This is a genomic window from Borborobacter xinjiangensis, from assembly GCF_047739745.1.
GTDB lineage: Bacteria > Pseudomonadota > Alphaproteobacteria > Rhizobiales > Rhizobiaceae > Pseudaminobacter.
In genome coordinates, this window is record NZ_JBLLVA010000042.1 from 14532 (window position 1) to 28469 (window position 13938).

Consider the following 13938-nt stretch of genomic DNA (forward strand, 5'->3'; position numbering starts at 1 on the left):
GGCTTGGCTTTCCGCAGGTTATAAGAAATGTACACAAGCGTCAATTAAATCGACCATCATGTACAGTCCTCTTGCACCAGCTTTGGCGCGCTGGTAGCGTCGGTCATGGATCAGAAGACGGCGAGTGAGAGTGGATGGCGAGGCTCGCCCGAGGTTTGGCTGGAAACAGCCTATGAGAGCCTCGTCGAATCGGGTGTCGATTCCGTCCGCATCCTGCCATTGGCCAAAAAGCTCAATCTTTCCCGGACCAGTTTCTACTGGTTTTTCAAGGATCGCGAGGAGCTTCTTTCAGCACTTGTCGAGCGGTGGCGAACGAAGAACACCGGCAATCTCGTCAAGCGCACCGAAGCCTATGCCGAGAGCATCGCGGAAGCAGTGCTGAATGTCTTCGACTGCTGGGTGGACCGCGAGCAGTTCGATTCGCGCTTTGAATTCGCGATCCGCAGCTGGGCACTTCAGTCGAGCGAGGTCGCGCTTGCCACGCAGCAGGCTGACACGATCCGCATCGATGCGCTGACCAGAATGTTCCTGCGGTTCGGTTTCGAGGAAATGGCGGCCGATGTCCGCGCCCGCACCGTCTACCTCACGCAGATCGGCTATATTTCGATGAACACGCTCGAGGATCTACCCGCCCGAATGGCGCGGATACCCGCTTATGTCGAGACCTTCACCGGCAAAGCACCTTCGATCAGCGAGATGGAGCGGTTCTTTTCCAGGCACGGCTATGTCCCAGGTTCCTAGCTCGCGAACAATATTGATAGCGACGAACTCAGTATGAATTTCCGTTTATCGCAAAGCTGCGGAACTGCGAAGCTCCGAAATCCAGCTCAACCTTGCAATGACCAGCAATCGATCAAGTTGTACCTGGTGAGCCCCCGCTCGCTATGGATGAGCGCGAATTCATTTACCGAGAAGTGAAAAGGCGTGACTGTCTGTGCGGGAACTCGCTCCCGACCGTAGAACAACGTCATATGCGGCGTGAAACGCTTTGCTGCCCTTAGGCCATTTTTCTCCATAGCAGCGCCAAGGTTTTTATGGAGTTCCGACAGCGCAACTCCCTCACCGAGTAAAACCAACGGCCGCTTTTGCGGTCCGCCATTGATCGACAGGGGACGGTCAAAGCTTGTGATGGAATGCAAAGCCACGTCGAACGGGTGCATCGAAACGGCTTTGCCAGCCTGCCTTGCTGCATAAATATATTTGGTTCGTAGATATTTGTAATCTCCGACATGCTGCAATGAGATGTGGAGTCGTCCCTGCTCAAGCAAGCTCCCCCGCAGATCATTCGCGCAAACGAACTGCTCTCCAAAGCGCCGCACGTGAATGGATGTTTCAGTGTCTGGAAACAGGCAGAAAAATAGTCGCTCGGGCCGCTTGGGCCGGGGAGGCAACGCATTGCGATAGAATTCAAACACCCCTTGCATGTGGCGCTTCGCATTGTTCGCGTAAGGCGGAGGAGTGATTAGAACATAACATGAACAAATAGGCAAGAGCACGAACGGCGCCGCACAGGCACGATTAAGCCATCCCGCTTCAGTGCGGCGACTGGCATCATGTCTCGATCACGCTATCTGCTGCGGAAGGGAAACCGTGAGGCTGCTATGCCGAGTTCAACGTACAAGCTCTTCGCCAAAGCAATGGCAGGGCGCAAGCAGATCCTCTGTATCTATGACGGTTATTCGCGCGAACTCTGCCCGATTGTCCTCGGACATACCGGAGGACAAGAAGTGGCGTTGGTGTTCCAGTTCGCCGGAAAAAGCAGCAGCGGGCTGCCGCCCCAGGGAGAATGGAAGTGTTTTCATTTGTCGAAAGCGAGCAGCGTACAACTTCGCGACGGTCAATGGCACGCCGGTGCCAGCCATCGACGACCGCAATCCTGCGTCGAGGTGGTTGATCTGGATGTCAACCCGTCCAGCCCCTACCGCCCACGGCGAAAGCTAGGAGATTAGGACGCTATTCCCGCAGACGTCCTCATTCCCACTCGATCGTGCCTGGGGGTTTGGACGTGACGTCGTAAACGACGCGGTTGATGCCGCGCACCTCATTGATGATGCGCGTGGCGGCGCGACCGAGAAAGCTCATGTCATAGTGATAGAAATCGGCTGTCATGCCGTCGACCGAGGTCACGGCGCGCAGCGCGCAGACATATTCATAGGTGCGCCCGTCGCCCATGACGCCCACCGTCTGCACGGGAAGAAGCACGACGAAGGCTTGCCAGATCGCATCATAGAGGCCGGCCTTGCGGATTTCGTCGAGATAGACCGCGTCGGCTTCACGCAAAATCTCCAGCTTTTCGCGTGTCACGCCGCCCGGACAGCGGATGGCGAGACCCGGACCCGGGAACGGATGCCGGCCGATGAAATGCTCCGGCAGTCCAAGCTCCTTGCCAAGCACTCTCACCTCGTCCTTGAACAGGTCGCGCAGCGGCTCGACAAGCTTCATGTTCATGCGCTCGGGCAAGCCGCCGACATTGTGATGCGACTTGATCGTCGCCGATGGCCCGCCTGAAAATGAAACGCTCTCGATCACGTCCGGATAAAGCGTGCCTTGGGCGAGGAAATCCGCCCCGCCAAGCTTCTTGGCTTCCTCCTCGAACACTTCGATGAACAGGCGGCCGATCGTCTTGCGCTTCTTTTCCGGATCGGTCTCGCCTTCCAGCGCATCAATGAAGCGATCGGAGGCGTCGACCAGTTCCAGCCGCAGATTGTAGTGCTCGCGGAACATGGCGACCACATTCGCCGCCTCGTCCTTGCGCATCAGTCCATGGTCGACGAGGATGCAGGTGAGTTGGTCACCGACCGCTTCATGAACCAGCAAAGCAGCCACCGACGAATCGACGCCGCCCGAAAGCGCGCAGATGACCTTGCTGTCGCCAACCTGCCGGCGAATGGCGGCGACGGCGTTGTCACGGTAGGCGGACATGCTCCAATCGCCCTTGATGCCGGCGATGTTGTGGACGAAATTGGCCAGCAGTTTCGCGCCATCGGGCGTGTGGACGACCTCGGGGTGAAACTGCACCGCATAGAATTTGCGGGCCTCGTCGGCGATGGCCGCAAACGGCGCGCCGGCGGAAGTGCCGATGACGCGAAATCCCTCAGGCAGCGCCGTGACCCGGTCGCCATGGCTCATCCAAACCTGGTGGCGCGTGCCCTTCGCCCAGATGCCGTCGAAAAGCGAGCTGTCTTCCTCGATCTCCAGAAAGGCGCGGCCGAATTCGCGATGATGTCCGGCTTCGACCTTACCGCCAAGCTGGGCGCACATGGTCTGCTCGCCATAACAGATGCCGAGCACTGGAATGCCCGCCTGGAACACCTTCTCCGGGGCGCGGGGGCTGCCGATGTCAACGGTCGAGTGCGGGCTGCCCGACAGGATGACCGCCCTGGGCTTGACGCGCTCGAACGCCGAGGCGGCGGACTGGAAGGGAACGATCTCGGAATAGACGCCCGCCTCGCGGACGCGGCGCGCAATAAGCTGCGTCACCTGGCTTCCGAAGTCGACGATAAGAACGGTGTCGGGATGATTGCTGATCTTCATGGCGAGCATTTAGAGAAAAGCGCGAGTCGGCGCAATGGGTTGAACGGGATTGCTGACACGCCGATTCGTCGCGTTCCCATATTGGTTGAATAGTCGAAGCCGATCAGAGGTGCACGGCGCCGTCGCCGATCGCGGCTTTCAGCATGCCGACCGCTTCCGCAAGCTTCTCATCGACAATATGCAGATAGGCGGTCCAGTCGTCGACATGTTTCAACTCTGCCGCGCCGTCCGAAATGCCGCGCAGACCGATTAGCGGCACATGAAAATGCTGGCAGGCGCGCAAGACAGCGAAGGTTTCCATGTCGACCATTTCAGCCTCGATGGCATCGTAGGCCGCGGCGGAAACGATCGCGGCCCCGGTAGACAGGGATGCCTGCTTCACGCCCGGAATGCGCAAAGGCAGATCGATCGTCGCCGGCAGGTCGAGAAATGGCGTCCTGCCCTTCTCGAAGCCCAGAGGCGTCGCATCCATATCCCGATAGGAAACGGATGAGGCCTGGTAGACCTCGGTCTGCTCCAATAGGCGACTGCCGGCCGAGCCAAGCGACACGACAAGGTCGGGCAATGCCTTTTCGCATTTCATCCGGCCAAGTTCGGCGCCGAGCGTCACGCCTGCCTCCACCGACCCAATCCGGTCAACAGCGGCTCGAACAGCTGGCGCAGGTGCGGGCCATACTCGGCCTCAACCGCCATGACGAACAGGACCCTCCTGTCGGCGAGCGAGCTTATGGCCAACGGATTAGCCCTCGATGCCGTCGCGGCCGAGCACTGTCATCATCGTGCCGGTCATGGTGGCGATGAGCTTTGCCTCACCGTCGGCGGCGAAAGCGTAAGCCTGCCCGTCGGCGACGACGATGGTGCGGCCGGGCTTGGTCACCGAGCCGCGAAACAGGAACCGCTCGCCCTTGCCGGGCGCAAGCAGATTCACCTTGAACTCGATGGTCAGCACCGCGGCATCTTCCGGCATCAAGGAATAGGCGGCATAGCCGCAGGCCGAGTCGAGAACGGTCGAAATGATGCCGGCGTGAAGAAAGCCGTGCTGCTGGGTCAGCGCAGCCGAATATGGCATCTCGATCTCGATGATACCCGGCGTGACCAGGGTCAGACTCGCCCCGACCGTGGCCATGGCCTGCTGGCGGGCGAAGGAGGCCCTCACCCGTTCTTCATAGCCTGTCGAAGCTGCCAAGGTGGACGCCATTATGCGCTCCCAATTGATGACAAACGCTTATCGCAAAGTCGCCGATTGCAGGCAATCGCCGATGTTGCGGTGCACCAAACCGAAGCCGGCTAAGCCGCTCGGCGCAGCTTTGCAAAGAAGAAACCGTCGGTTCCGCTCTTTGCCGGCGAAAGACATATGCCGAGGTGCGGATCGACACGAGCCGCATCGGCATGGCCGGCGAAACGACTTGCCCACAACTCTTCGTGGTCGACGGGGGCGAAGCCGGCTTCGCGATCGAGGAACGCCCTGATCTGGTCGCGGTTTTCTTCCTCGAAGACGGAACAGGTGACGTAGACAAGATACCCGCCGGATTTCACATAGGCCTTTGCAGCCCTGAGAATGGCTGCCTGCTCGGCGATCCGCGCATCGAGTTGTTTCTGGCTGAGCCGCCATTTTGCGTCCGGCCTGCGCCGCCAGGTTCCGCTGCCGGTGCATGGCGCGTCGACCAATACGATATCCATGCGTCCCTGCAAGGCGGTAAGTTCCGTAGCCTTCGAGAGCGCTTCGATATTGCGGCTTTCAGATCGGCGAATGCGCTCGAATATCGGCGCAAGACGCGTCTTTTCCGCATCGTGCGCAAAAATCCGACCGCGGTTTTCCATCGCCGCCGACAAAGCGAGCGCCTTGCCACCAGCGCCGGCGCAATAATCGAGCACCTGCATGTTCGGTTCGGCACCGGTCAATTCGGCAGCGATCTGCGAGCCCTCATCCTGCACCTCGAACCAGCCTTTGCGGAAAGCCGGTTCGGCCTGCACATTCGGGTGTCGGCCGCCATCTTTTATCGGCGCAATTCGAATGCCGTGGTCGGTAAGATCAGACGGCACGGCCCCGGTTTCCGCCAGTTCGGCCAATACGTCCGGGCGGTTCGCCGCCAGCGTGTTGACCCGCAGGTCAAGCGGGGGACGAGCAGCAAGGGCTGCCCCCTCCCCGACCCACTCGTCGCTGAATGCCCGTTGCAGCAAGGGCGCGCACCAATCTGGACAATCCGCGCGGATTGCATCCGGTGCTGTGCCTGCCCCGCGCACGGCAATGGTTTGCAACTCGTCCGGACTTAGCGGCGGCGGCGCGAATTTGTCGCCCTGCAACGCCTCATTGAGCGAAAGGGCCGTCTCGCGCCATTCCAACAGAAGAGCGCCGAACCCCACGGCGCGCGGGGTATCGTCGTCGAGCAGCCAGCCGGCCGAGCGGCGGCGTCGCAACCCGTCATAGACGATGTTGCCAATTGCGGCCCGGTCGCCAGCGCCAGCGAAGCGATGTGACAGGCCCCAGTCCTTCAGCGCGTCCGCGGCCGGCCGGTGCCGTCTGTCGATATCGTCGAGAACCTCGATGGCCGCAGCCAATCGTCCGCCAAGTCGCATGTGGTGATCCCTGTTTCGGCATACCCGAGGAACGGCTTGACTAACCTATAAGACAGCAAAGCGGAACCGGTTTCCGCGATATTCCGAAAGCATAGCGATCAAAACAAAGCAGGCGCGGAGTGTTTCCGCGCCTGCTTTAGTCCGCTTGGGAGGGAACCGGCCTATTCGGCGGCTTCCTGCGGTGTGTTTTCCGTGATCGAGATAGCCCGGCGTTCGGTGCCGTCCGCGGCGGTCAGAGCGCGGCGCACGCCGTTGCCGTAATCCGGGTGAATCCGATCGAAATGGGCAAGCTGCCGTTCCTCGATGTGCTGCGGGATGCCACCCATCGCCGCCGCGATATTGGAGAACAACCGCTCCTTCTGACCCTGGTCGAACAGGTTGAACAGCGCGCGCGGCTGCGAATAATCGTCATTGCCGATGCGATGGTTGTAGCGGTCGGCGTCGCCGGAAATCCGCAGCGGCGGCTCCTTCGCCGAAGGCTGTTCAACCGGACCGCCGAAGGAATTCGGCTCGTAATAAGCGTCCGGATTGCCGGTCTTGATGCCGCCATAGACGTTCATCTGACCGTCGCGATGGTAGTGATGCACCGGGCACTTCGGCTGGTTGACCGGAATGCTTTCATAGTGCGTGCCAAGGCGGTGGCGATGAGCATCCGCATAGGAGAAGATGCGCGCCTGAAGCATCTTGTCCGGCGAGAAGCCGATGCCCGGGACGATGTTGGACGGCGAGAAGGCCGCGTTCTCGATCTCGGCGAAATAGTTCTCCGGATTGCGGTTCAACTCCATCACGCCGATGTCGATCGGCGGATAGTCGGCATGCGGCCATACCTTGGTGAGGTCGAACGGATTGTACGGGGTCTTTTCCGCATCCAGTTCCGGCATGATCTGCACCTGAACCTTCCAACGCGGGAATTCGCCACGCTCGAGGGCGTTGAAGAGATCTTCCTGCGTCGATTCACGGGTGCGGCCGATGACCTTCTCGGCTTCAGCATTGGTCCAATGCTTGTGGCCCTGCATGGTCTTGAAATGGAACTTCACCCAGTAGCGTTCGCCGGCGTCGTTCCACAGCGAATAGGTGTGAGAACCATAGCCGTTGATATGGCGCACGTCGGTCGGCAGGCCGCGATCCGACATCAGGATGGTGATCTGATGCAGGCTTTCCGGCGAGAGCGACCAGAAGTCCCACATGGCCGTGGCGGAGCGCAGATTGGTCTTGGGATGACGTTTCTGGGTGTGGATGAAGTCGGGGAACTTCACCGGATCGCGCACGAAGAAGACCGGCGTGTTGTTGCCGACCAGGTCCCAGTTGCCTTCCGAGGTGTAGAACTTGATGGCGAAACCGCGCACATCACGCTCGGCATCGGCCGCTCCAAGCTCGCCGGCAACGGTCGAGAAGCGCAGGATCAGCGGCGTCTCGGTGCCCGGCTGCAGAACCTTGGCCTTGGTGTATTTCGAAATGTCGCCGGTGATCTTCAGCGTGCCATAGGCACCCCAGCCCTTGGCATGGACCGCGCGCTCGGGAATACGCTCGCGATTCTGATGCGCCAGCTTCTCGATGAGCTGATAGTCCTGCAGCAGAACCGGACCACGCTCGCCCGCTGTGATGGAATTCTGGTTGTCCGGAACAGGCGCGCCGGCGGAGGTGGTCAATGTCGTCTTCGTCATGGCTTTCGCCTCCTCTGAACGGTTCGTAAATATCGAATGGCTTGCTGGCAGGCCGAGGCCAGTCTTGAATGATTCTAACCTAGTGGCTGCAGATCATAAAAACAAATTGCCTTTTCTGTTCATATCGATAACTTTATCCTATGATCCGCTTGACCGTCCGACAGATGCTCTATTTCGACGCGCTGGCCCAGACACTGCATTTCGGCCGGGCCGCTGAACTCGTCGGCGTCACCCAGCCGGCGCTTTCGGCGCAAATCGCCGAAATGGAGGAGCGGCTCGGCTGTCTTCTGTTCGAGCGTGGCGGAAAGTCGGTGCAGATGACCGCCGAAGCATATGACCTGCTGCCTCGCATCGAGAGCATCCTGGCCGACATACGCGACGTCGAAACCATCGCGCGGCGTGGCCGGCTGGCAATGGAAGGCAAATTCCGACTGGGAATAATACCCACCATCGCGCCCTATCTGTTGCCGCATGTCCTGCCGGAACTGAAGGCCCGCTTTCCGGCGCTGGTGCTGGAGTTACGCGAGGCCGTGACAGCTTCGCTTGTGGAAGAAACGGCTGCCGGCCGCATAGACGGTTTCATCGCAGCCCTGCCGCTCGACTATCCCGGACTGGTCGAGGAGGAGCTTTTCGACGATCGGTTTTTCCTGGCGGTGGCCGAGAACGACACGGAATTCGCCTCGCCGCCGGTCGCGCCTGATAGTCCGGCGCTGGACCGGCTGATGTTGCTTGAAGAGGGCCATTGCCTGCGTGAACAGGCGCTGGCGGTGTGCGGCAGCGTCAAGCCGGTGGCCATGGCGAGCTACGGCGCCACCAGCCTGACCACGCTGCTGCAGATGGTTGCGCATGGACTTGGCGTGACGCTCATTCCCGAAATGGCGATCGGGCCGGCAAGCACCATGCGTGATTTGAAGACCGTGCCGTTTACCGAGCCGATGCCGTCGCGGACCATCTGTCTTGCCTGGCGGCGTAACAGCATGCGGCACGAAGAATGCGTGGAACTCGCCAAGATCGTGCGCGGTCTGCGCGACAAGCTTTTACCGAAGGCTGCCTGAAACGGCCTGCGTGAGCGCTCGAAGCGTTGCTTCATCGGCGGGATCGCGCGGTTTTCTTGACGCGACGAGACAAGCCTGCGAGCGCAGGATCACGCCGTCTTGCAGTACCTTCAAATGGTTGGCGCGCAGGGTCGAGCCGGTCGTGGTGATATCCGTGATGATATCGGCCGAACCGGCGGCAGGGGCGCCTTCCGTGGCGCCGAGGCTCTCGACGATGCGGTAGACCTGGATGCCGTGCTTTTGCGAAAAGAACTGCTGGGTCAAACGCCAGTACTTGGTGGCAATGCGCAGGCGGCGCCCATGACGCTGGCGAAAATCGGCGGCGACATCGTCAAGATCGGCCATCGTGTCGACATCCAGCCACACGTCCGGCACAGCCACCACGACATCGGCATGGCCGAAGCCGAGGCGAGACGTGATTTCGGCCTTCGCTTCCCAATTGGCCACCGTCTCGCGCAACAGGTCCTCGCCGGTAATGCCGAGGTCGACCGCGCCCTTGCCAATCTCCCCGGCGATTTCCGATGCGGAGAGGAATGCCACGCTTACGTCTTCGCGGCCGTCGATGCGCGCGCGGTAGTTGCGCTCATCACCTGGCAGCCGCACGGTAAGTCCGGCCGTGGCCAGAACCTCCAGCGTCTGCTCCTTCAATCGGCCTTTCGAGGGAATAGCGAGCGTGATCATTGCGCACCTTGCGCCAAGCGCTCGATGCGATCGAGCCAGACGGAAAAACCGACGCCAGGGATCGGCTGCTTGGCGCCAAGGAGTGTCAGCAGCCGATCATAACGGCCGCCGCCGGCCAGCGGCCGCTCGTCGCCATCGGCGACGATCTCGAAAACCAGGCCGGTATAGTAGTCGAGCGGGCGGCCGAAACCGGCGTCGTAGTGGATTGCGTGAAGCGGCAATCCCTGCCCAGCAAGCGCTGCCGTTCGCGCCGCGAAATTGTCCAGTGCCGCGCCGAGGGAGAGGGCCGCACCAGACGCAAAGTCACGCAGCGTGTCGCTCGCCTCGGCAATCGGAACATGGATCGCAAGGAAGGCTTTCAGCGCGTCGAGCGCATCGCTTGAGAGCCGCACGCTGCGCAGCTCGGCCTTTTCCACCAGCCGGCGCGCAATATCCGTGGGCGTGCGACCGGCGGAAGGCGAAAGCCCGGTCTTCTCCATACCGCGTGCGACATGGGTGGCAAGACCGTCGAGATCACCAGCGCTGACCAACGAGGCGACCGGCTCATCCAGTGCACCGCTGGGTGGCGGCGTGGCAAGATCGGCAAGTGCAGCCCCCAACAGGTCGGCGGAGCCGAAGGCGCGGGCAAGCTTCATGCGCCATCCTCGCGGCAGGCCAAGGGCAGCCAGCACCGCTTCGAACACCGTCTGATCGCCAAGCGTGATGTTGAGGCCCTTGCTCGGCAGAGCGAGCTGTAGCAGCGCATGCGCGTCGCCCACCGAACGCGCATCGGCGCTCGCCGTGTCGATGTCGCCAAGGTCTTCAATACCGGCTTGAAAGAATTCATTGCCGCCTTCGCGGCGCTGGCGGAACACCTCACCCAGATAGGCATAGCGACGCGGCGTGCCGGACTGGCTTCTTATATGGTTCAGGCAGACCGGAATGGTGAACTCAGGCCGCAGGCACAGCGTCTCGCCGGTCTCGCTTTCGGTGAGGAAAATGCGGCGGCGCAAATCCTCACCCGCCATATCGAGAAACGGATCGGCGGGCTGGATCACCGGGATGTCGACGGAATCGGCGCCGCGCGCAGCGAAGAGCTTGAGGATGTCAGGAGCGATGGCCGGATAGCGGGGGGTCATGAGCGGCACCTCGCACTAGGCATCAGATATTGCCCCTCACCCTTACCCTCTCCCCGTAAACGGGGCGAGGGGAGCATCAGCGTTGCAGCCATCGCCCTTCTCCCCGTGCCACGGGGAGAAGGTCCCGGCAGGGGGATGAGGGGCGACGTAAACTCACTTCTCACGGCTGCGCTCTTCCGCCTGCGCGGCGAGTATCTTCTCCACCGCCGCGACCAGCTCTCCTTCCGGCACAGTGACTTGCGCCGGGCGAGCAGCGCGCCATTCGGCATTGTCGGTGATTTCCTCGGAAAGGCGCTTGCCCTCGATCAGATCCTTGATCTGCACCTCGCCCCTTGCGCGCTCGTCGCCGCCCTGGATGACGACGCAAGGGGAGCCGCGCCGGTCGGCATATTTGAGCTGGGCCTTCATGCCGGCACCGCCAAGATAGAGCTCGGCGCGGATTTTGGCGGCGCGAAGCTCCGAAACCATTTTCTGGTAGCGGCCGAGGCTTTCGGTGTCCTTGTCCATGACCAGCACCACGACCGGCGCAAGTACATCGGACGTGTCGAGCTTGCCGAGGTTCTTGAGCGCCGTCATCAGCCGCGAGACGCCGATGGAAAATCCGGTCGCAGGCACCGGCTCGCCGCGAAAGCGGGAGACCAGGCCATCATAGCGGCCGCCGCCGCCCACCGAACCGAAACGGACGATCTGTCCCTCGTCGTTCGGGATTTCGGTCAGGAGCTCGGCTTCGTAGACGGGGCCTGTGTAATATTCGAGTCCGCGCACAACGGAGGGGTCAACCACCACTCGGTCATCGTAGCCAGCGGCATGTACCAAAGCTGCTATTTGCGAAAGTTCATCATAGCCCTGATACGACTTCATATTGAAGTTGAAGTCCCCCCCGGCTTTATAGAAAACAGCTCTTATGTAGCCCAGCGCGCTCGCATTTTCTGTTCCGACGGTATCCAGAATCCGCTGAGCTTTCTCCGATACGTTTATAAAACTCCGTCCGTTTCGCTTCACCTTCTCAAAAATGGGGGATGTAGGACTGTCACCTTCCATTGCCACGGCAATCTCATCGGCCGTTCTGTCGAACAGTAGTATCGGTTCAACGATGGATATTTGTCTTTCATCCAAGCCCGCGCCCTTGGTGAAATCACCCTCGCCTTCTTTGCCGCCGTCCCACCTGCCGGGGCCGAGCAGGAGCCGAACACCCTCCGGGCCGAACTTGTCGAGCTTGTCGATGGCGCGCAACACCGTCAGCCGGCGTCCGGCATTCTCCTCGCCGCCAAGGCCGATCGCCTCCAGCACGCCGTCGAGTACCTTGCGGTTGTTGACGCGGATCACATAGTCGCCGCGCTGGATGCCGAGCGCCTCCATGACATCCGCCATCATCATCGCCATCTCGGCATCTGCCGCCACGCCCGGCGTGCCGACCGTATCCGCGTCGAACTGCATGAACTGGCGAAAGCGCCCCGGTCCCGGCTTTTCGTTGCGGAACACCCACCCGGCGCGATAGCTGCGATAGGGTTTGGGCAAGCGTTCGTAGTTTTCGGCGACGAAACGCGCCAGCGGCGCGGTCAGGTCATAGCGCAGCGACAGCCACTGCTCGTCGTCGTCCTGAAAGGAAAACACGCCTTCATTGGGCCGATCCTGATCCGGCAGGAATTTCCCCAGCGCATCCGTATATTCTATCAGCGGCTGCTCGACCGGCTCGAAACCATACAGTTCGTAGACTTCGCGGATTTTGGCGGTCATCCGCTCGACGGCGCGGATGTCCTCGGCGCTGCGGTCGACAAATCCGCGCGGCAGCCGCGCCTTCGTCTTTTCCGATTTGTCGGCCATGGTCGGTTCGCTCTTGTCATACTATGGTCTAATTCTCACGTAACCAGCAGTTACGGCGCGCGTGTCCTAACTTATGCAGCACAGGGCGGCAAGGGCGGCGTCAACGCAGCCTTTCGCGAGCGGTTTGAGAAGATCCGCAAAAATGCCTTTTGACCGCCTAAGTAAGGATTTCCCGTCGTGCTGGACGGGTTTACGATAGCAAAGACTCGCGTCTCGCTGATCTAAAAGCGCCACGAGCGGAAGTTGTTTTCGTGGGTTTTTCGCGTCGTCCAAGGTGCCGGAAACGGCCGCCTCTTATTTGCCTAATAATGAAATTTTTTGCATATCAGTATTGCGCGTTTGAAATTTTGAGGCAGTATGATCGGCGATCGGAGTGGCATTCCTTCGGCCTGCGGGGCCGAAAGGAGTATGAATTCACAGATGGGAGAACAATAGATGACTGCATCCTGGAGGTTTTCGACCTTGGCGGATCGCCATCGCGCGCTCGGTTCCAAGCTGGAGGATTGGAACGGCATGGGCACCGCCTGGACCTACGACAAGGACTGGGTCGAGGAATATGTCGCAATCCGCACAAAGGCCGGCATCATGGATGTCTCGGGCCTGAAGAAGGTCCACATCAATGGCCCGCATGCCTCGCATGTGATCGACCTGGCGACGACCCGCGATGTCGAGAAGATCTATCCGGGGCGTTCCTCCTATGCCTGCATGCTCAACGATGCCGGCAAGTTCACCGACGACTGCGTCATCTACCGCATGGGCCCCAACTCCTGGATGGTCGTGCACGGTTCGGGCACCGGCCATGAGGAGCTGACGCGCGCCGCCATCGGCCGTGACGTTTCGATCCGCTTCGACGACAATCTGCATGACCTGTCGCTGCAGGGACCGGTTGCGGTCGACTATCTGGCAAAGCACGTTCCGGGCATCCGCGACCTGAACTACTTCCATCACATGCAGACCCGCCTGTTTGGCTTGCCGGTGATGATTTCGCGCACCGGTTACACCGGCGAACGCGGCTACGAAATCTTCTGCCGTGGTCAGGATGCGCCTCAGATCTGGGATACGATCGTGGCCGAGGGCAAGGAGATGGGCATCATCCCCACCCGCTTCACCACCCTCGACATGCTGCGCGTCGAAAGCTACCTGCTGTTCTATCCTTACGACAACTCGCAGAAATATCCGTTCGAGAACGAAGGCCCCGGCGACACGCTTTGGGAGCTTGGCCTTGATTTCACGGTGAGCCCCGGCAAGACCGGCTTCCGCGGCGCCGAGGAACACTACCGTCTGAAGGGCAAGGAGCGCTTCAAGATCTTCGGCGTACTGCTGGAAGGCGACAAGCCGGCCGACGAGGGTGCTCCGGTCTATCGCGACGGCAAGAAGGTGGGCGTCGTCACCTGCGCCATGTATTCGCCGCTGGTCAAGAAATCGATGGGCATCGCCCGCCTCGATGTCGACTGCGCCGAGCAGGGTACGCCGCTTGAAATCCGC

The 13938-nt window shown here is 60.7% G+C and carries 12 protein-coding genes and 1 pseudogene; 4 read left to right on the forward strand and 9 right to left on the reverse strand.

Annotated elements, in window-relative coordinates:
- Positions 1 to 105: 105 nt before the first annotated feature.
- Positions 106 to 741: a TetR/AcrR family transcriptional regulator gene (locus ACLKMW_RS24460; RefSeq protein WP_415727134.1), complete on the forward strand. Its 636-nt coding sequence runs from the start codon at positions 106 to 108 to the stop codon at positions 739 to 741.
- Between the two features lie 86 nt (positions 742 to 827).
- On the opposite strand, the gene ACLKMW_RS24465 is transcribed toward ACLKMW_RS24460, so the two are convergent.
- Positions 828 to 1424 carry a 2'-5' RNA ligase family protein gene (locus tag ACLKMW_RS24465; protein ID WP_415727135.1) on the reverse strand — a complete coding sequence of 199 codons (597 nt, stop codon included), beginning with the start codon at positions 1422 to 1424 and terminating at the stop codon, positions 828 to 830.
- 129 nt (positions 1425 to 1553) lie between these two features.
- Here ACLKMW_RS24465 and ACLKMW_RS24470 point away from each other — a divergent pair, with 129 nt between their 5' ends.
- Positions 1554 to 1949: a hypothetical protein gene (locus ACLKMW_RS24470; protein WP_415727136.1), complete on the forward strand. Its 396-nt coding sequence runs from the start codon at positions 1554 to 1556 to the stop codon at positions 1947 to 1949.
- 22 nt (positions 1950 to 1971) lie between these two features.
- Here the strand turns inward: ACLKMW_RS24470 and guaA are convergent, their stop codons facing one another.
- The 5 genes and pseudogenes from guaA to katA form a co-directional block, all read right to left on the reverse strand.
- Positions 1972 to 3534 carry a glutamine-hydrolyzing GMP synthase gene (gene guaA, locus ACLKMW_RS24475; protein WP_415727137.1) on the reverse strand — a complete coding sequence of 521 codons (1563 nt, stop codon included), beginning with the start codon at positions 3532 to 3534 and terminating at the stop codon, positions 1972 to 1974.
- Between the two features lie 103 nt (positions 3535 to 3637).
- Positions 3638 to 4227: pseudogene (locus ACLKMW_RS24480) on the reverse strand (5'-methylthioadenosine/S-adenosylhomocysteine nucleosidase).
- Positions 4228 to 4273: 46 nt separating this feature from the next.
- Complete coding sequence (locus tag ACLKMW_RS24485) at positions 4274 to 4732, reverse strand: PaaI family thioesterase (RefSeq protein WP_415727138.1); 459 nt, start codon at positions 4730 to 4732, stop codon at positions 4274 to 4276.
- A gap of 89 nt (positions 4733 to 4821) precedes the next feature.
- On the reverse strand, positions 4822 to 6111 hold the full coding sequence (locus ACLKMW_RS24490) for an RsmB/NOP family class I SAM-dependent RNA methyltransferase (protein WP_415727139.1): 1290 nt from the start codon (positions 6109 to 6111) through the stop codon (positions 4822 to 4824).
- A 161-nt stretch (positions 6112 to 6272) separates the two neighbouring features.
- Positions 6273 to 7775, reverse strand: coding sequence for a catalase KatA (gene katA, locus ACLKMW_RS24495; protein ID WP_415727140.1), 1503 nt, complete (start codon positions 7773 to 7775; stop codon positions 6273 to 6275).
- 140 nt (positions 7776 to 7915) lie between these two features.
- Between katA and ACLKMW_RS24500 the strand changes: the two genes are divergently transcribed.
- On the forward strand, positions 7916 to 8830 hold the full coding sequence (locus tag ACLKMW_RS24500; protein WP_415727141.1) for a hydrogen peroxide-inducible genes activator: 915 nt from the start codon (positions 7916 to 7918) through the stop codon (positions 8828 to 8830).
- Here ACLKMW_RS24500 and hisG read toward each other — a convergent pair.
- The 3 genes from hisG to hisS form a co-directional block, all read right to left on the reverse strand.
- A complete protein-coding gene (gene hisG, locus ACLKMW_RS24505; RefSeq protein WP_415727142.1) occupies positions 8813 to 9511 on the reverse strand; it encodes an ATP phosphoribosyltransferase in 699 nt (232 codons plus the stop codon). The two genes, ACLKMW_RS24500 and hisG, sit on opposite strands and share 18 nt — an antisense overlap.
- Complete coding sequence (locus ACLKMW_RS24510; RefSeq protein ID WP_415727143.1) at positions 9508 to 10629, reverse strand: ATP phosphoribosyltransferase regulatory subunit; 1122 nt, start codon at positions 10627 to 10629, stop codon at positions 9508 to 9510. The genes hisG and ACLKMW_RS24510 overlap by 4 nt, the downstream gene beginning before the upstream one ends.
- Positions 10630 to 10782: 153 nt before the next feature.
- The gene (hisS, locus tag ACLKMW_RS24515) at positions 10783 to 12453 is read right to left on the reverse strand and encodes a histidine--tRNA ligase (protein ID WP_415727144.1); all 1671 of its coding nucleotides are present in this window, start codon (positions 12451 to 12453) and stop codon (positions 10783 to 10785) included.
- Between the two features lie 435 nt (positions 12454 to 12888).
- Here hisS and ACLKMW_RS24520 point away from each other — a divergent pair.
- Positions 12889 to 13938, forward strand: a 1050-nt coding sequence (locus ACLKMW_RS24520) for an aminomethyltransferase family protein (RefSeq protein WP_415727145.1), incomplete at its 3' end; no start/stop codon positions are given.